Origin of the sequence: Streptomyces sp. NBC_01431 (assembly GCF_036231355.1) — a bacterium.
In the GTDB taxonomy this organism is placed as follows: Bacteria; Actinomycetota; Actinomycetes; order Streptomycetales; family Streptomycetaceae; genus Streptomyces.
Genome location: NZ_CP109496.1, coordinates 2780678 through 2798529 on the forward strand (window position 1 = coordinate 2780678; position 17852 = coordinate 2798529).

Below are 17852 nucleotides of genomic sequence, written 5' to 3' on the forward strand. Positions count from 1 at the left end.
ATACCCCGTTCACCTCTCTCGCCGAGCCCGTCCCGAGCGGGCGTGCCACGATCCGATGGCGCCGGACGGACCGGCGCCTGACCGGAGGTGAGCACATGTCAGGTCGCGTGCGCTCGGTGTGCGCGGCGGCGGCCGTCGCCACGGCGCTGGTGACAATGGCGCCGGCCCCGCCCGCGGGTGCCGCTCCGCAGCCGCCCGGCGAGTCCTCGGCCGCGCTGCCCGAGCAGCCGTCCCTGGCGTCGCCGACCTCGCTCCTCACCCGGCTCCGGACGCTGTACCAGCAGGCCGAGGAGGCCACCGAGACGTACAAGTCGACCGATGTCGAGCTGAAGCGTCGCCAGGCCGAGGAGAAGCAGCTGGCGGGTTCGCTCGCCACGGCGCGCAGCGCGCTGGCGCGAAGCCGGGGCGCGGCCGGGCAGCTGGCCCGAGCGCAGTACCAGGGTGGTCGCAGCGAACTCTCCTCCTACATGCGGCTGTTGCTGGCCCGCGATCCGCAGAGCGCGCTCGAACAGCGCCAGGTCCTGGACCGCGCGGCCCGCGACCGGCAGGCCGCGGTGGCGCGCCTGGCCCGCGGCGAGCGGCAGGCGGCCGAGCTCGCACAGGCCTCGCGCCGGGCGCTGGACGAGCAGGAGGCGCTGGCCAGGCGGCAACAGCAGGCGAAGGACGACGTGGAGCTCCGGCTCAGGCAGGTGGAGAAGCTCCTCGCCGACCTCTCCCCCGACCAGCTGTCCGAACTCGCCCGCCTGGAACGGCAGGGCACCGCCACCGCGCAGCAGAACCTGCTGGCGTCGGGCGCGCTGAGCGGCACGCGGGCCCCTTCGTCGGAGGGCGACCGGGCACTCGCGTACGCCGTCGACCAGATCGGCAAGCCGTACGTGTGGGGCGCGGAGGGCCCCGAGTCCTACGACTGCTCGGGGCTCACCTCGCAGGCGTGGGCGCACGCGGGCCGCTCGATCCCTCGCACCAGCCAGGAGCAGTGGGCCGAACTGCCGCGCGTCCCGCTGAACTCGCTGCGCCCCGGGGATCTGGTGATCTACTTCCCCAAGGCCACCCATGTGGCGATGTACCTGGGCGACGGCCTGGTCGTGCAGGCTCCCCGCCCCGGCACCCGGGTCAAGGTCTCCCCCATCGCCGCGAACCCCCTCCTGGGCGCGGTCCGCCCGGACCCGGCGGCGGCCCCGCTGTCCTCGTACCACCCCCCGAAGCTCCCGGAGGGCGCCACGGAGGGGGTGGACACGGGGTACTCGGCCGGGTCCGGGCCCAAGGAGGACTACGCCCCCGCGACCTCGGCCAGGTAGGCGCCGGTCTTCTCCGGGTCGAAGAAGAAGTTCTCGAAGTCCGCCGGGTCGTCGAAGCCGTTGGCGAACCGGTCGGCCACGGGCTGGAGTTGGCCCGCCGCGCCGATCAGGTTCAGGACGTGCTCCGGGGGGACGCCCAGCATCGCGTTGGTCCACTTCACCACGTGCTGGGCGGTGTCCCAGTAGCGGTCGAAGGTGGCCCGCATCCACGTCTCGTCGAACTCCGCGTCGCCGTGCTCCACGATCGAGGAGAGGTACGAAGCGGCGCACTTGGCGGCCGAGTTGGAGCCCTGGCCGGTGATCGGGTCGTTGGCGACGACCACGTCGGCGACGCCGAGCACCAGGCCGCCGCCGGGCAGCCGCCCGACGGGGTTGCGGACCGTGGGCGCGTAGCGGCCCGCCAGCGTGCCGCCCGCGTCGGTCAGTTCGGCCTTGGTGGCCCGCGCGTGCTCCCAGGGCGTGAACCGCTTCATCAGGTCCAGCGTGAGCGCGAGGTGCTCGGCGGGGTCCTGCACGCCGTTGAACACGTCCAGGGGGCCGCCGGGGACGCCCTCCCAGAACAGGATGTCCGCGCGGCCCGAGGTGGTCAGCGTCGGCATGATGAAGAGCTCGCCCACGCCCGGGACCAGGTTGCAGCGCACCGCGTCGAAGTCGGGGTGCTCGGGGCGCGGGCCGAGGCCGTGGACGTACGACACGGCGAGCGCGCGCTGCGGCTCGGCGTACGGGGAGCGCGACGCGTCGCGGCCGAACATCGAGACCAGCTCGCCCTTGCCCGCGGAGACCAGGACCAGGTCGTAGGTGCGGGCGAAGAAGTCGAGGTCGGAGACGGCCGCACCGTGGATGACCAGCTGGCCGCCGCGCTGGGCGAAGGTCTCCATCCAGCCGGCCATCTTGACCCGCTGGTCGACGGACTGGGCGAAGCCGTCGAGCCGGCCCACCCAGTCGATCGGCCGCGACGAGTCGGGGGCGGCGACCGAGACGCCGACGCCTTCGATGCGCGGGGCCTGGGACTCCCAGAAGTTCAGTGCGAGGTCGCGCTCGTGCTGGAGCGCGGTGTGGAACATGCACTGCGTGGACATGACCCGGCCGGACCGGATCTCGTCCGCCGTGCGGTTGGACATCAGGGTGACCTCGTACCCCTGCGCCTGCAGTCCGAGGGCCAGCTGAAGCCCGGACTGGCCGGCGCCGACGATAAGTATTCTGCGCATGCGGAACCGTTCTCCGTTGAGTGCGTGACGGGGGGTGGGGGGTGACTATTCGGGGCTGAGTTCCAGCGCGTGGCCCACCAGGCTCAGCAGGGACTCGATCACCGAGGTCCGGTTACGTGCGTCCATGATCAGCACCGGGATGTGCGGCGCCACGGTGAGCGCCTCGCGCACGTCGACGGCCTCGAAGGATTCGGTGCCCTCGAAGTGGTTGACGGCCACGACGTACGGAATCCCGCAGCTTTCGAAGTAGTCGAGGGCGGGGAAGCAGTCCGTCAGGCGCCGGGTGTCGGCGAGGACGACCGCGCCGATCGCGCCGCGCACGAGGTCGTCCCACATGAACCAGAACCGCTGCTGGCCCGGCGTGCCGAACACGTACAGGACGAGGTCGTCGTCAAGGGTGATGCGGCCGAAGTCCATGGCGACCGTGGTGGTCAGCTTGTCCGGGGTCGCCGTCAGGTCGTCGGTGGCCTCGCTGGCCCGGGTCATCACCGCCTCCGTCTGGAGCGGGGTGATCTCGGAGACCGAGGAGACGAAGGTCGTCTTGCCCACGCCGAAACCGCCCGCGACCACGACCTTCGTCGCGATGGGGGCCCGGCTGCGGTCCTGCTGCCAGGGCAGCAACTCCTCGGCGGGTTCGAGGGGTTCAGAGGCGACGGCGGAGTCCACCCAACACCCTTTCGAGCAGTGCGCGGTCGGGCTGCCCGGAGCCGTGCCCGGTCCCGTACACACGGATTCTTCCCTGGTCGGCAAGGTCGCTGAGCAGCACCCGCACCACCCCGAGCGGCATCTTCAGGAGCGCGGAGATCTCGGCGACGGTGCGCATGGCACGGCAGATCTCCACGATGGCCAGCATCTCCGGCATGATCCGCGCCTGGCTGCCGCCGAGTTCCCTGCGTTCGGGGGCGGCTTCGATGGCCGCGACGAACGTCTCCACGAGCAGGACGTGGCCGAAGCGGGTGCGGCCGCCGGTGAGCGAGTACGGGCGGACCCGGGCGGGTTTGCGGTCCGCGCCCCGCATCGGGAGCCTCGGGGGTATCGCGGCGGGGGTCACTGGGCGGCCTCCATCGACTGGCGCAGCTCGCTGCGGACTTCGGGGGTCAGGACGTGTCCGGCTCGGCCCACGAAGAGCGCCATGTGGTACGCCACCACGCTCATGTCGCAGTCCGGGGTGGCGTGTACGCCGAGCAGCGAGCCGTCACTGATGGACATGACGAAGACGCTGCCCTCCTCCATCGCGACCATCGTCTGCTTGACGTGGCCGCCTTCCATGAGGCGGGCGGCGCCGACGGTGAGGCTGCCGATGCCGGAGACGATGGTGGCGAGGTCGGCGCTGGAGCCGCGCGGGCCCTGGCTGCGGACGGTGACCTGGCGCTGCTCCGGGTCGGAGGAGAGCAGCAGCAGCCCGTCCGACGAGACGACCGCTACGGAGATGAGCCCTGGCACCTCCTCGACCAGGTTTCCGAGCAGCCACTGCAGATTGCGGGCCTCGGTGCTCGCTCCGATCGTGCCGGTTCCGGACGCGCCGCTGCGGGGCCCACCGGTCCCGGTGCCGGTCGCACTCATCTGCGTACCTCCTCGACTGTCTCCCCCGTGTCCGTGTCTGCCTGCTGGTCGGTCTCTTCGAGTTCCGCCGCCACGTCGCGGCGGCCCTCGTTCGCACCCTGCTGGAATTTGCCGAGCCGGCGCCGCAGCGCCTCGGCGGCATCGGTGCCGCCCTTACGCTCCGGCGTGGTCGCGGGCCCGGCCGAGACGACCTTCGGGGTCCGCTTGGGCAGCCCCTTGTCCGTCACCCGCTGCTCGGGCTCGACCGAACGGGGCTCGGGGAGCCGCATCTCGAAGGTCGGCTCGTCAACGGGCACCGACTCGGCCCCGGCGGACCCGCCAACCCCCGCGAGCCGGTCGGACTCGGTGGGTTCGGGGAGGTCCGGGAGCTCGGTGGGCTCGGTGAATCCCGGGAGCCGGTCGGGCTCGGTGGGTTCGGCGGGTGCCGAAAGCTCTGTGGGCTCGGCCGATCCGGCGGGCCCGGTGAACGCGGCGGACTCCAAAAGCCCCGTGGGGTCCACGGGCTCCGTGGGTTCCGCGGGCCCGGTGAGCGCGGCGGGGTCCGTGGGCTCCGTGGCCTGCGTCGGCTCCGCGCTCTGCCTCGGCTTCGTCGGTTCGGCGGGCTGCGCCGGGGTCGGCCGGGTGACCTCGCCCGAGCGCTCCGTGCGTTCCGGCAGGACGTTGGAGTTGGCCTCGGCGAGCGCGCCCGGGAGGGTGAACCGGGGGGCGTCGCCCCCGGCCGTGTGCGGACCGGGCGCCGGCGCGGCGGTGGGCAGGATCGACGCGGGCAACACCACGACCGCCGCGACGCCGCCCTGCTTCTGCTCGCGCAGCTCGATGCGTACGCCGTGCCGCCGCGCGAGCAGCGCCGAGACGTGCAGACCGAGGCCGCCCGCCTCCGTGCCGGGCTCGCCCGGTTCGTACGCCGACGGGTCGCCGAGCCGCCGGTTCAGCTCGGCTCGCCGCTCCGGGGGCACGCCGATGCCCTCGTCCTGGACCGAGAGCATGATGTCGCCGCCCTCCAACTGCCAGCCGGAGAGCTGCACTTGGGCCTCGGGAGGCGAGAAGGAGGCGGCGTTCTCCAGCAGCTCGGCGACCAGATGGCTGAGGTCGTCGGCCGCGAAACCGGCGACCTGGGCGTGCGGCGGCAGGGCCTGGATGGCGACGCGCTCGTACCGCTCGATCTCGCTGACCGCGGCCCGCATGACGTCGACCAGCGGCACCGGGCCCGGGTGGTTGTGGTGGTGCTCGGTGCCGGCCAGGACCAGCAGGTTCTCGCCGTGGCGGCGGATGACCGTGGCCATGTGGTCGAGCTTGAAGAGGACGGCGAGCTGGTCCGGGTCCTCCTCGCGCTCCTCAAGGCTCTCGATGACGCCGAGCTGGCGCTCGATCAGACCGAGGCTGCGCAGCGCGAGATTGACGAAGGCGTGCTTGACGGTGCCCTGCGCCCGCTCCAACTGGGCGGTCAACTCCCGGACCTGACTGAGCAGTTCGGCCTTCTCCGCGGCGAGCCGGGACAGCCGGCCGCGCTGCTTGACGAGGTCTTGGTCGAGCTCGCCGGCCCGGGTGTGCTGTTCGGTGAACTTGCCGTGCAGCTCATTGAGCGACTGCACGACCCGGGCGAACTCGTCGTTGCGGCCGGTGAAGCGCACCGGTTCCTCGCTCTGCGGCGCCTCGGCGAGCCGGGCCGAGCCGCGCCGCAGCACGGCGAGCGGGCGGGTCAGGCTGCGCGCGGTGGCCGAGGAGACGCCGATGGCGAGCAGCAGCAGTGCGCCGACCAGTCCGATCCTGATTTCCAGGGCGCTCACGTCGTCGTCCCGCAGCTGCTCGAACCGCTTGACCTCCGAGGTGGCGAGCGCCGCCTGGGCGCCGCGCATCCGGTCGATCCGTGCGGACAGGGCGGCGCCGACCACGGCCGGGTCGGACTTGCGCTCGGCGGGGCTGAGCTGGGGCTGGTCGGTGAGGCGGGTGAGGAAGCCGTCGGCGGCCTCCACCTCGGGACCGGTGACGGTGGTGGCGAACTTGTCGCGGGCGTCGGCGCCGGCCGCCTGGTCGAAGTCGGCCAGCGCGGACTGCTCGCGCACGTGCGCCTGCTGGGCGGCGGCACTCAGCGCGTCCCGCGCCCGGCCCGCATCGCCGTCGTCCTTCTCCTTCTGTACGTACTTGCCCGCGATCGGGTCGTACACCTTGGCGGTGGACCCGGACGGCACCGAGAGCGCGCCAAGCAGCAGACCGCGGGTGACCGAGGCCTGTTCGACGGCCCGTCCGAGCGCACCCGGCGCCCGGACGTCCTGCGCGGCGCGCGGGGGCGTGCGCGCGGCGAGCTCGTCGGCGATGGAGAGCAGCTTGGCGATGACGTCGGAGTAGGCGTGCTGCGCCTCCAGGGCCGAGCCCTTGCCGGTGAGCGCGGTGCGGCGCACGGCGGGCACGGTGGCGAGGTCGCGCGCGAGACCGGCGGGCGCGGTGGCGCGGATCTCGTCGATCTGGCGGTCGACGCGGGCCGCGGATTCCTTGAGCGCCGCGTCCTTGCCGCTGGGCCTGCCGCCCGCGACGTACTGCGTGACGCCGTCCCGCTCGTCACCGAGCGCGTGCGCGAGGCTGACCGCCTGCTGGTCGAGCTGGGCGAGGGTGACCAGGTGCTGCGAGTCCGTGAGGTCCGCGGAGGCCGCGAAGAGGGTGGGCGCACCCGCTCCGAGCACGGTGAGGGAGACAACGGCGACGGATACGACCAGGCGACTGCGCACCCCTACGGTGCGTTGCGCGCGGGTTCCGTCGTTGCCCCGAGGCCGCTTGTTCTGCACCGGTGCTCTCAATCTTCACTCGTGTTCGCCAGTCCACCAAGGAAGCCCAGGTGACGACTGGTCATGACGAGTAGTCACTGCTCGGCCACCTGAACGAGTGAACATCACTCGGGAGTTGACCATCAACTCGCGCGGAATCCGCGGCCCCGGTCGTGCACGACGCCGGTTGGAACTTCCGCGCGGCCTTTGGCAAGATGCCCGCCCACAGCTCGGCGGAGCAATGGATTCCCCCAGGAATGCCGCAGCTGACCCACTGGTACAGGCCAATTGACGGGGTGTTCACCATCCGTCGGAAGCCGTCAAGGCCCATGAAGGCCGGGTGAAGGCGTCGTGCAGACTGGCACGCATGCGCATCCAGCTGGCGACCACCCCCGGAGACCCCGCCCGCCCCAATGAGGACTGGGCCGCCACCGCGTTGCCCGCGTCCGGGCTGGGCGGAGTGCTCGTCGTCCTCGACGGTGTGACGCCGCTGCCCGGCAATGGCGACTGCGTGCACGATGTGCCCTGGTTCACCGCCCGGCTCGGCGGAGCTTTGACCGAACTGTCGGCTTCGCGGCGGGATATGACGCTGACGAACATCCTGGCCGAGTCCATTCGGCGCACCGCCGAGGCCCACGTCGACACCTGTGACCTTTCTCACCCGCGTACGCCTCAGGCGACGGTGGTGCTGGCGCGTTGGGACGCTGCGGAGCTGGAGTACCTCGTCCTGTCGGACTCCGCGCTCCTCCTCGCATCCCCCGACGGCACGGTGCGGGCAGTCCTCGACGACCGCCTCGACCGGGTGCCGCGGGCTTTCCTGGTCAGTGACGCGGTGGCCGACGCGAGGGTCCGCAACAAGGAGGGCGGCTTCTTCACGGCGGCGGCGGACCCGTCGGTGGCGGCCCGCGCGGTGACCGGCCGCGAGCCGGTATCGCGAGTCCGTACGGTCCTCGCCCTCACGGACGGGGCGACCCGCTGGGTCGAGAAGTTCCACGAGGGCTCGTGGGCGGACTGCGTGGCACTGGTCCGCAAGGTGGGGCCGGAGGGGTTGATCGAGCGGGTCAGGGAACTGGAATCGGACTTCGTGGGGGGCGGGAAGCGCCACGACGACGCGACGGTGGTGGCAGCAGAGCTGTAGGCCCCCCGCCCCCGGGCTCCGCCCCCCGGACCCCGGACCCCGGACCCCGGCTCCTCGTACGCCGCAGAGGCCGGGCACCCCGGGCCACCGGCGGGCACCCCGTGGCAGAGCGAAGAACCTAGCCTTCCGCCGCCGCGTTCAGCTGCCGCAGGAGCCGGGCCAGTTCGGAGATCTCGGCGCGGTCCCAGCCCGCCAGCTTCCGGACGTACCGCTCGCGTCGCGCGTCCCGCACCCGGCCGAACCGCGCCTCCCCCTCCGCGGTGATGCGCACCAGCGACGCCCGCCCGTCCGCCGGGTCGGGTTCCCGGGCCACAAGCCCGAGGTCCTCAAGGGCGTGGAGTTGTCGGCTCATCGTCGCCTTGCCCACGCCGAAGTACCCGGCAAGCTCGGTCGCACGCTGCGGCCCCGCCTCTTCAAGGCGTACGAGCAGCCCGTACGCCGCCGGTTCCAGCTCGGGGTGGACCTCGCGGGCCATCTCACCGGACGAGGCCCTGGCCCGCCGCAGAAAGACCGCCAGCTCGCGTTCGAGCGCGAGGAACTCCTGATCCGGACCGTGCACATCGGCTCCCATTGCGTGGTGTGTCGTGACGGCACAGTATTTCCCAGCATGCTGTGCCCCCGGCACGCCGGCGGCCCCGGAGTCCGAAGTCGGACCCCGGACATGGCTCGTCATGAGGCGGCGGCGGGCGGGCATGACGCCCGGACCAACGGCGGATGAAAGTTTCTTCCAGGCCACGCCGTTGTCGCAGCGTGTCGCCACCGCCACAGGTCTGAACCAACGGCATACCCTGGGGCCTCTTTCGCGCCAGCGGTCTACGTGCGTAGCGTCTTTCCTGACATGTCCACAGCGACACGTCGGCATGTCGACCCAGGCCGTCAAGTCCCCAGCCCCACCGAGCCTTTCGGAGGCACGCAATGCCCGTGCACAGATCCGGAACGGCCCGCCGCGGACCCATTGCCGCGGCCGGGATCCTCCTCTCCTCCCTCGCCCTCGTCCTCGGCTTCACCGGCCCGGCGGGTGCCGCCGACGGGCCGGCGGGCGCCGCCGGCACCCCGGCACGCGGCTCCGCATCCATGGGCATGGGTGTCGCCGCGCACGACGGTGTGGGCGGTCCGCCGCGCGACACCCGCGAGCTTCAGACCGTACAGACGGAGGGCGTCGACACCAGCAGCCACAACGGCAACGTCGCCTGGTCCACCCTGTGGAACAGCGGCGTGAAGTGGGCCTACGTCAAGGCCACCGAGGGCACGTACTACAACAACCCCTACTTCCCGCAGCAGTACAACGGCTCGTACGACGTCGGCATGATCCGCGGCGCCTACCACTTCGCCACCCCGGACACCGCGAGCGGCGCCACCCAGGCCAACTACTTCGTGGACCACGGCGGCGGCTGGTCGCGCGACGGCCGGACCCTGCCGGGCGCCCTGGACATCGAGTGGAACCCGTACGGCGCGGCCTGTTACGGCAAGTCGGCGTCCGCGATGGTCAGTTGGATCGGCGACTTCCTCACCCAGTACCGGGCCCGCACCGGCCGGGACGCGGTGATCTACACCGCGGCCAGCTGGTGGAGCCAGTGCACCGGCAACTCGGGCGCCTTCGGCTCCACCCACCCGCTCTGGATCGCCCGCTACAACACCGACCCGGGCACGCTGCCGGCCGGGTGGGGCTACTACACGATGTGGCAGTACACCTCGTCCGGCCCGACGGTCGGCGACCACTCCCGTTTCAACGGCGCCTACGACCGGTTGCAGGCGCTCGCCAACGGCTGACCCGATCCGCCCCGGGGACCGGGCCTCCGGCGCCTCGTGCGCCGGGGGCCTTTCGTCGCGCCGAAACGGACCAGCACGTCGCACACCTGCCTCCCTCTCCCGCGAGGCATGCGCAAGGATGGAGCCATGCACAGGCTGGGAGTGGTGGGGCGGGTGATGGCTCTGGTCACGGCCGTCATGGTCGGTGGCGCGGGGTGCGGCGGACCGGCGGCCTCATCGCCGCAGGCGGGCGGCTCCCCGAGCGCGAGCGGTACGCCCGCGTCCTCCCCGCCCGGCATCCAGACCGCCGCCGTGGCCGCGCCGAAGATCCCGTCGGTCGGCGTGCTGGTCAGCGGCGACGACCACTACTGCACCGCGAGCGTGGTGGACAGCCCGCGGGGCAACGTCATCGCCACCGCCGCCCACTGCCCGGCCAGCCTGTCGCCCGACGGGCTCGAATTCGCGCCGGGCTTCTCCGGCGCCGCCAAGGGCACGTACCCGTACGGGAAGTGGAAGGTGCGGGCCATCCAGGTCGACGACAAGTGGAACGCGGACCAGGAGGACTCGGTGGACTTCGCCTTCCTCACCGTCGAGCCGGACGCCCAGGGCCGGAGCGTCCAGAGCGTGGTCGGCGCCTCGACGCCCGAGTGGGGCGCGGGCACCGACCAGCGGGTGACCGTGATCGGCTATCCGGTGGAGGACCACAACCCCGACAACCGTCCCATCATGTGCACCACCAACGCCGCGCGGGACCCCCAGGAGCCCGCGATGATGCGCATGCGGTGCGGCGGCTTCTGGGACGGCACGAGCGGCAGCCCCTGGCTGATCAGCTACCAGGGACCGGACCGGCCGGGGCGGATCATAGGCGTACTGAGCGGCGGCGACACGGATGCGGAGTCCACGGCCGCCCCGTTCGACGCGAGGGCCCACTCACTGTACGAGCGGGCCACTCGGGCCTGAGGCGGCCACGGCCACCCCGGAAGGCCTCATACCGGCGGACTTCGTTCTCTCCGGCACTTGGCGAGCGGGGCCGGGGGTAGAGCCCCCTGCGGCCCCGCCGCGCCGGGCGGTCACCGGAGGCCTGAAGCAGGCCCCCGGCGACCTCGTCGCGCTACGCGGCCGCCGCCACCACGACCTCCGCCGGGGCCAGCGCGATCTCCAGCACCTGCCGGACATCCGTCACCGGGTGCACCTCCAGCTTCTCCAGCACCTCCGCCGGGACGTCGTCCAGGTCCGCCTCGTTGCGCTTGGGGATCACGACGGTCGTGATCCCGGCCCGGTGCGCCGCGAGCAGCTTCTGCTTCAGGCCGCCGATCGGCAGCACCCGCCCCGTCAGGGACACCTCACCGGTCATCGCCACGTCCGTGCGGACCAGCCGCCCGGAAAGGAGCGAGGACAGCGCGGTGACCAGGGTGATGCCCGCGCTCGGGCCGTCCTTGGGGACCGCGCCCGCCGGGAAGTGGACGTGTACGCCCCGGTCCTTCAAGTCGCCCACCGGAAGCTCCAGTTCGGCCCCGTGCGAGCGCAGGAAGCTCAGCGCGATCTGGGCGGACTCCTTCATCACGTCACCGAGCTGGCCGGTGAGGTTCAGGCCCGCCGCACCCGTCTCCGGGTCGGCGAGTGAGGCCTCCACGAACAGGACGTCGCCGCCGGCGCCGGTGACGGCGAGGCCGGTGGCCACGCCGGGCACCGCGGTGCGCCGCTCGGCCGGGTCCTGGGCGGACTCGGGCACGTGGTGCGGGCGGCCGATCAGCTTGCGCAGATGGTCGGGAGCGATGGTGAACGGCAGCTCCTGGTCGCCCAGCTCGTGCTGCGCGGCCACCTTGCGCAGCAGCCGGGCGATGGAACGCTCCAGGTTCCGCACGCCCGCCTCCCGCGTGTACTCCCCCGCGAGCTTGCGCAGCGAGGCGTCCTCAAGGACGACCTCGCCGGACTCGAGACCGGCCCGCTCCAGCTGGCGCGGCAGCAGGTGGTCCCGGGCGATGACGACCTTCTCGTCCTCGGTGTAGCCGTCGAGCCTGACCAGTTCCATGCGGTCGAGCAGCGCCTCGGGGATGGCTTCGAGGACGTTGGCGGTGGCGAGGAAGACGACATCGCTCAGATCGAGCTCGACCTCCAGGTAGTGGTCGCGGAAGGTGTGGTTCTGCGCCGGGTCGAGGACTTCGAGGAGGGCAGCCGCGGGGTCGCCCCGGAAGTCGGAGCCCACCTTGTCGATCTCGTCGAGCAGCACCACCGGGTTCATCGACCCGGCCTCCTTGATGGCCCGCACGATCCGGCCGGGCAGCGCGCCGACGTAGGTGCGCCGGTGGCCGCGGATCTCGGCCTCGTCCCGTACACCGCCGAGCGCGACGCGCACGAACTTGCGGCCCATCGCGTGGGCCACCGACTCACCGAGCGAGGTCTTGCCGACGCCGGGCGGGCCGACGAGCGCGAGCACCGCGCCGCCGCGGCGGCCGCCGACGACCCCGAGGCCCCGGTCCGCGCGCCGCTTGCGCACCGCCAGGTATTCGGTGATGCGCTCCTTCACATCGGCGAGGCCCGCGTGCTCGGCGTCGAGGATCGCCCGTGCGCCCCGGATGTCGTACACGTCCTCGGTGGTCTCGTTCCACGGCAGTTCGAGCACGGTGTCGAGCCAGGTCCTGATCCAGGAGCCCTCCGGCGACTGGTCGCTGGCGCGCTCCAGCTTGTCGACTTCCTTGAGGGCGGCCTCCCGGACCTTCTCGGGGAGGTCGGCGGCCTCGACGCGGGCGCGGTAGTCGTCGCTCTCGTCCTCCTCGCCGCCCTCGCCGTTGAGCTCGCGCAGCTCCTTGCGCACGGCGTCGAGCTGGCGGCGCAGCAGGAACTCGCGCTGCTGCTTGTCCACGCCTTCCTGGACGTCCTTGGCGATGGACTCGGCGACGTCCTGTTCGGCGAGGTGCTCGCGCAGCTGCTCGGTGGCGAGCTTGAGGCGGGCCACCGGGTCGCTCGTCTCCAGGAGCTCGACCTTCTGGGCGGTCGTCAGGAACGGCGAGTAGCCGGAGTTGTCGGCGAGCGCGGACACGCCCTCGATCTGCTGCACCCGGTCGACGACCTGCCAGGCCCCGCGCTTCTTGAGCCAGTTGGTGGCGAGTGCCTTGTATTCCTTGACGAGTTCGCCGACGTGTCCGGGCAGCGGGTCGGCGAGGATCTCCTCGACACGGGTGCCCTCCACCCAGAGCGCGGCGCCCGGCCCGGTGGTCCCGGCGCCGATCCGCACGCGATGCCGGCCCCGGATGAGGGCGCCCGGGTCCCCGTCGGACAGCCGTCCGACCTGCTCGACGGTCCCGAGCACACCGGTCGCGGCGTACGTTCCGTCGATCCGCGGCACGAGCAGCACCTGCGGCTTCCCCGCCTCCGCGCGCGCATCGGCCTGGGCGGCCTCGACGGCGGCCCGCACCTCGGTGTCGGACAGGTCGAGCGGCACCACCATGCCGGGCAGCACGACCTCGTCGTCGAGCGGCAGCACGGGCAGGCTCATCGGTGTGTACGCCGCGTACGCCGTGGATTCAGCAGCCATGATCTCCCCTTCGGCAGTCAAGTTGAGCTATGCCGACTCAATGCAGCTGAGTCGAGGAATGTTCCCCAGGCGCTGTTCGCTCTGAGCGATCACACATTCAAGCCGCCCCATGTAAGACTTCCTACCGAACTTCAGCCATTACGCACAGGGGGTTGGCAATGACGGCGACAGTGACGGACGAGTCCACGGTCGGCACGCTCGTACGGTCCTGGATCGACGGCTGGATCGTGTCGCGGGGGACCTCGGACCCGGCCGACCGGCCCTGGGGCTGGACGATCGACGCCGGACACGTCAACCACGTGTCGCGCCATGTGCTTCCCGCCCCCGCCGAGGCCGACGTCCGCGCGCTCGTCGCCGCGACGAGCGCGCCCGGCACCTGGCTGAAGCTGTTCGCCGACGACGACACGGTGCGGCCCTGGGTGGGCGAGGGCTGGCACTTCGACAAGCCCGGCTACCTGATGACGGTCCCGCTCGCCGCCGAACGGCCCGCGATCCCCGCCGGGTACACCCTCACGTCGTGGACCCGGGGCGGCGTCACCCGGATCCTGGTCCGCACCGCCGAGGGCCACTTCGCGGCGCGCGGCCAGGTCGCCGCGACCGGCCCGACGGCGGTCGCCGACCAGATCGAGACCGACCCGGGACACCAGCGCCGCGGCCTGGGCAGCCTGGTGATGCGAACCCTCCAGAACACGGCGTACGAAGCGGGCGCCACCACCGGCGTCCTGGTGGGCACCCCCGAGGGCCGCTCCCTGTACACGTCCCTGGGCTGGCGCACCCACTCACCGATGGCGAGCCTGTACTTCAAGCCGACACCGGCCTGAGCGCTCTCCCTATATCGCGGAGCCGGACGCTGCCGGGCGGGGCGTTGCGGTCCGCGCGCCGACCCTGCGCACCGCCGGCCAGCACGCCACGCCCACCAGCAGGGCCACCGGATGACCCCACGCGGCGAGCGGCTCCACCAGTTCCACGAGGTCCTGGACCAGCAGCACCCCCACCACACCGAGCGCCGCCCAGCGCACGAGCGGGGTGAGCAGGCCGGTGAGCGCGCCCACGGTCGCCATCAGGCCGAAGCTGATGCCGTAGTCCAGGCGGTGCAGCGAGCTCTGGGGCAGGTGCCCGGCGAGCACCGCCACAGCGACCGGGAGCTCGGTGGCCAGGGTCGCCACGACGTGGCCGAGCAGGAAGACGCCCGCCGTGCGCCAGCCGCCGATGCGGCGCTCCAGCGCGGCGAGCACGAAGACGAAGACGAGCGCGTACGGGGACGCGATACCCCCGGCGATCCACAGCGCGCTCGCGAGCAGGGTGGGGACCGGCGCGGCCGACAGGTGGGCCACATCGGTGCTCGACCCCTGGAGCAGGGCGTCCACGGTGTGCGGGTCGCCGTACTCGGTGTACATCGAGGTCGCCAGGAGCAGCAGGGCGTAGCCGAAGGCGAACGGCGTGGACGCGGGCGAGGGCAGCAGGTCCCGGACCCGGGCGAGCCCGGTCCGCGGTCCGGGGACCGGGCTCGCCGCGGGCTCGGCGACGGTCCGCGGCGGCGGTATCGCGCCGAGGAGGCCGGGGGCGGCGAGGTCCACGGATTCGGCGGCGGGGTCGGCTGATTCGAGCGGGTGCACCGGGTGGGCCCCTTCCCGGGGCCGCGTCGCCGCGTCCCGAATCGTCAAGCCACGCCCGCCTGCCCGGCCGTGTTCCGTGCTCGCTTACGTCCCTACAACGCTCACCCTCCGCGAACGACTCCGGAGGCGTCTATGGCGTGCGCCACACCGGGCAACCTTTGACACATTCCGTGCGTCGGGAGCGGAATCCGGCTGCACCGGCGGCGCCGGGCACGGCATCCTCACAGCCATGGACGACATCGCCACCCTCGACCGGCGCCAGGGACCGCACGGGGAAGTCGTGCTGCGGCAGCGCGGAGCGCACTTCGAGATCATCGCCAACGGGTGCTTCCTGATGGACACTTCGGACGGCCGTTCGGAACGCCTCCTCATCGATGCGGCGTACGACACACTTGCGGCCGCCACCGCTCGGCCCTCCCTCCTCATCGGCGGACTCGGCGTCGGCTTCTCGCTCGCCCACGCCGCACGGGACGCCCGCTGGGGCCAAATCGCCGTACTGGAGAGGGAACAAGCCATCATCGACTGGCACCGCGGGGGTCCGCTCGGCGCCATCTCGGGCCCGGCTCTGGCCGATTCCCGTACCCGGATCATCCACGCCGATCTGGTCGATTACGTACGTACCGCGCAGGACACCTACGACGCGCTCTGCCTCGACATCGACAACGGACCCGACTGGACGGTCACGGAGGGCAACAGCGGGCTCTACTCACCGGCCGGACTCGCCCACTGCGTACGGCGGTTGAACCCGGGCGGGGTGCTCGCCGTCTGGTCCGCGCAGCCGTCCCCGGCCTTCGAGCGGACTCTCCGGTATGCCGGATTCACCGGGGTACATACCGAAGAGATCCGAGTTGCCCGGGGCGTCCCTGACGTGGTCCATCTCGGCGTTCGCCCTGCGTAGCCGAGAGGCGGAAAGTGCCTCTAGTCTCTGACCGACACAGGGGATCACCCCACGGATCCCCGGGCGAGCACAGTCAGGGCGGGGCAACCGATGGAGCAGACACACACCGGGCACAACGGCGTCGCGGCGACCCCGGGCGCCCAGCGCAGGGTGCTGGTCGTCGAGGACGACACGACGATCGTCGACGCCATCGCGGCCCGTCTGCGGGCCGAGGGCTTCCAGGTGCAGACGGCCGTCGACGGCCCCGCCGCCGTCGACACGGCGGAGGCCTGGCAACCGGACCTGATGGTCCTCGACATCATGCTGCCCGGCTTCGACGGGCTTGAGGTCTGCCGCCGGGTCCAGGCCCGCCGGCCGGTGCCGGTCCTCATGCTGACCGCCCGCGACGACGAGACGGACATGCTGGTCGGGCTCGGCGTCGGCGCGGACGACTACATGACCAAGCCGTTCTCGATGCGCGAGCTCGCGGCCCGGGTGCACGTTCTGCTGCGCCGGGTGGAGCGCGCGGCCCTGGCCGCCGCCACCCCGCGCACCGGCATACTGCGCCTGGGCGAGCTGGAGATCGACCACGCCCAGCGCCGGGTGCGGGTGCGCGGCGAGGACGTCCACCTGACGCCGACCGAGTTCGACCTGCTGAGCTGCCTGGCGAACACGCCGCGCGCCGTGCTCTCCCGCGAGCAGCTGCTCGCCGAGGTGTGGGACTGGGCCGACGCGTCCGGAACCCGCACCGTGGACAGCCACATCAAGGCGCTGCGCCGGAAGATCGGGGCCGAGCGCATCCGTACCGTCCACGGCGTCGGGTACGCCCTGGAGACCCCGGCGCCATGAGCCGGGCCGGAGACCGGGCCCGCCAGCTGCGCGGCAGCGGCGAGCGGCCCGGCTGGGACGAGCCGGCCGGGCGGTACGCCTTCGCCCGGGTGCGGCGCGGGCTCGGCGGCCGGGTCAGGGCCGGTCTGCGGTCGGTCTCGATATCGATCAAGACCAAGCTCGGCTCGCTGGTCGTGGTCTCCGTCTTCATCACCACCGGGCTGCTCATGGTGGCCCTCCAGACCCGCACCGAGGTGCGCTTCATCACCGTGTTCTCGGTGATAGCGACCCTGCTGATCACCCAGTTCGTCGCCCACGGCCTCACCGCCCCGCTGGACGAGATGAACACCGTCGCCCGCGCCATCTCGCACGGCGACTACACGCGCCGGGTGCGCGGCGCCGACCGCCGCGACGAGCTCGGAGACCTCGCGGGCACCATCAACCGCATGGCCGACGATCTGGAGGCCGTGGACCGCCACCGCAAGGAACTCGTGGCGAATGTCTCGCACGAGCTGCGCACCCCCATCGCGGCGCTGCGCGCGGTCCTGGAGAACGTGGTGGACGGCGTCTCGGCCGCCGACCCCGAGACCATGCGCACGGCCCTCAAACAGACCGAGCGCCTGGGCCGCCTGGTGGAGACCCTGCTCGACCTGTCCCGCCTGGACAACGGCGTCGTCACGCTCCGCGCCCACCGGTTCGAGGTGTGGCCCTATCTGTCGGGCGTCCTCAAGGAGGCCAATCTGGCGGCCGCCCAGCGCCGGCTGTCGTCCGGCTCGGGCAACCACCAGCGCGCCGACGTCCACCTCCACCTGGACGTGTCGCCGCCCGAGCTGACCGCGTACGCGGACGCGGAGCGGCTGCACCAGGTCGTCGCCAACCTCATCGACAACGCCGTCAAGCACTCACCGCCGCACGGCCGCGTGACGGTACGGGCCCGGCGCGGCCCTCAGCCCGAGTCGCTCGACCTGGAGGTCCTCGACGAGGGGCCCGGCATTCCGCAGTCGGAGTGGCACCGCGTCTTCGAGCGCTTCAACCGGGGCACGGCGGCCGCTCCGCACGGTCCGGGCAGCGACGGCGGCACGGGACTCGGCCTCGCGATCGCGCGCTGGGCGGTGGATCTTCACGGTGGCCGGATCGGCGTGGCCGAATCCACCCGGGGCTGCCGGATCCAGGTCACCCTCCCGGGCATCGGACGCCAGCAAAATTGACGTAAAGTTCGAACCGGAAGCAGTCGTTCTGCGTGGTGTTCAGCGGAAGCGGTCGATCAGGGGTGCGGGCCAC

16 protein-coding genes are annotated in these 17852 nt (G+C 72.3%); 8 read left to right on the forward strand and 8 right to left on the reverse strand.

The genetic code is table 11. The annotated features are described in order from the left end of the window. Positions 1-95 precede the first annotated feature (95 nt). Positions 96-1298 (forward strand): C40 family peptidase, encoded by a 1203-nt coding sequence (locus tag OG522_RS12615; RefSeq protein ID WP_329463061.1) that lies wholly within the window; start codon positions 96-98, stop codon positions 1296-1298. Here the strand turns inward: OG522_RS12615 and OG522_RS12620 are convergent. From OG522_RS12620 to OG522_RS12640, 5 genes are read right to left on the reverse strand one after another with little or no spacing between them, the layout of a single operon-like run. Further along, positions 1271-2506: a styrene monooxygenase/indole monooxygenase family protein gene (locus OG522_RS12620; RefSeq protein WP_329463062.1), complete on the reverse strand. Its 1236-nt coding sequence runs from the start codon at positions 2504-2506 to the stop codon at positions 1271-1273. The genes OG522_RS12615 and OG522_RS12620 overlap by 28 nt on opposite strands. 45 nt (positions 2507-2551) lie before the next feature. Then, complete coding sequence (locus tag OG522_RS12625; protein ID WP_329463063.1) at positions 2552-3172, reverse strand: GTP-binding protein; 621 nt, start codon at positions 3170-3172, stop codon at positions 2552-2554. After that, entirely contained in the window at positions 3150-3524 is a 375-nt protein-coding gene (locus OG522_RS12630; protein WP_329467560.1) for a DUF742 domain-containing protein, read from the reverse strand. The genes OG522_RS12625 and OG522_RS12630 overlap by 23 nt, the downstream gene beginning before the upstream one ends. 29 nt (positions 3525-3553) lie before the next feature. Continuing rightward, positions 3554-4069 carry a roadblock/LC7 domain-containing protein gene (locus tag OG522_RS12635; protein WP_329463064.1) on the reverse strand — a complete coding sequence of 172 codons (516 nt, stop codon included), beginning with the start codon at positions 4067-4069 and terminating at the stop codon, positions 3554-3556. After that, positions 4066-6792, reverse strand: coding sequence for a sensor histidine kinase (locus OG522_RS12640; protein ID WP_329463065.1), 2727 nt, complete (start codon positions 6790-6792; stop codon positions 4066-4068). Before OG522_RS12640 ends, OG522_RS12635 begins: the two co-directional genes overlap by 4 nt. A 403-nt stretch (positions 6793-7195) precedes the next feature. On the opposite strand from OG522_RS12640, the gene OG522_RS12645 reads away from it, so the two are divergent. Further along, on the forward strand, positions 7196-7966 hold the full coding sequence (locus OG522_RS12645; RefSeq protein ID WP_329463066.1) for a hypothetical protein: 771 nt from the start codon (positions 7196-7198) through the stop codon (positions 7964-7966). 118 nt (positions 7967-8084) lie between these two features. On the opposite strand, the gene OG522_RS12650 is transcribed toward OG522_RS12645, so the two are convergent. Beyond that, a complete protein-coding gene (locus OG522_RS12650) occupies positions 8085-8537 on the reverse strand; it encodes a MarR family winged helix-turn-helix transcriptional regulator (RefSeq protein ID WP_329463067.1) in 453 nt (150 codons plus the stop codon). A 344-nt stretch (positions 8538-8881) separates the two neighbouring features. Here OG522_RS12650 and OG522_RS12655 point away from each other — a divergent pair, with 344 nt between their 5' ends. Continuing rightward, positions 8882-9736, forward strand: coding sequence for a lysozyme (locus OG522_RS12655; RefSeq protein WP_329463068.1), 855 nt, complete (start codon positions 8882-8884; stop codon positions 9734-9736). Between the two features lie 126 nt (positions 9737-9862). Then, entirely contained in the window at positions 9863-10675 is an 813-nt protein-coding gene (locus OG522_RS12660; RefSeq protein ID WP_329463069.1) for a trypsin-like serine peptidase, read from the forward strand. A 151-nt stretch (positions 10676-10826) separates the two neighbouring features. Here OG522_RS12660 and lon read toward each other — a convergent pair whose 3' ends face one another. Next, positions 10827-13250, reverse strand: coding sequence for an endopeptidase La (gene lon, locus OG522_RS12665; protein WP_329463070.1), 2424 nt, complete (start codon positions 13248-13250; stop codon positions 10827-10829). Positions 13251-13408: 158 nt separating this feature from the next. On the opposite strand from lon, the gene OG522_RS12670 reads away from it, so the two are divergent. Next, complete coding sequence (locus tag OG522_RS12670) at positions 13409-14071, forward strand: GNAT family N-acetyltransferase (protein WP_329463071.1); 663 nt, start codon at positions 13409-13411, stop codon at positions 14069-14071. 9 nt (positions 14072-14080) lie between these two features. Here the strand turns inward: OG522_RS12670 and OG522_RS12675 are convergent, their stop codons facing one another. Then, the gene (locus OG522_RS12675) at positions 14081-14866 is read right to left on the reverse strand and encodes a rhomboid-like protein (RefSeq protein WP_329463072.1); all 786 of its coding nucleotides are present in this window, start codon (positions 14864-14866) and stop codon (positions 14081-14083) included. Positions 14867-15095: 229 nt separating this feature from the next. Between OG522_RS12675 and OG522_RS12680 the strand changes: the two genes are divergently transcribed. From OG522_RS12680 to OG522_RS12690, 3 genes are all read left to right on the forward strand, one after another. Then, positions 15096-15764: a spermidine synthase gene (locus OG522_RS12680; protein ID WP_329463073.1), complete on the forward strand. Its 669-nt coding sequence runs from the start codon at positions 15096-15098 to the stop codon at positions 15762-15764. Positions 15765-15854: 90 nt separating this feature from the next. After that, positions 15855-16592: a response regulator transcription factor gene (locus OG522_RS12685; protein ID WP_329463074.1), complete on the forward strand. Its 738-nt coding sequence runs from the start codon at positions 15855-15857 to the stop codon at positions 16590-16592. Beyond that, positions 16589-17779, forward strand: a complete 1191-nt coding sequence (locus OG522_RS12690; protein WP_329463075.1) for a HAMP domain-containing sensor histidine kinase — start codon at positions 16589-16591, stop codon at positions 17777-17779. Before OG522_RS12685 ends, OG522_RS12690 begins: the two co-directional genes overlap by 4 nt. Positions 17780-17852: the final 73 nt, after the last annotated feature.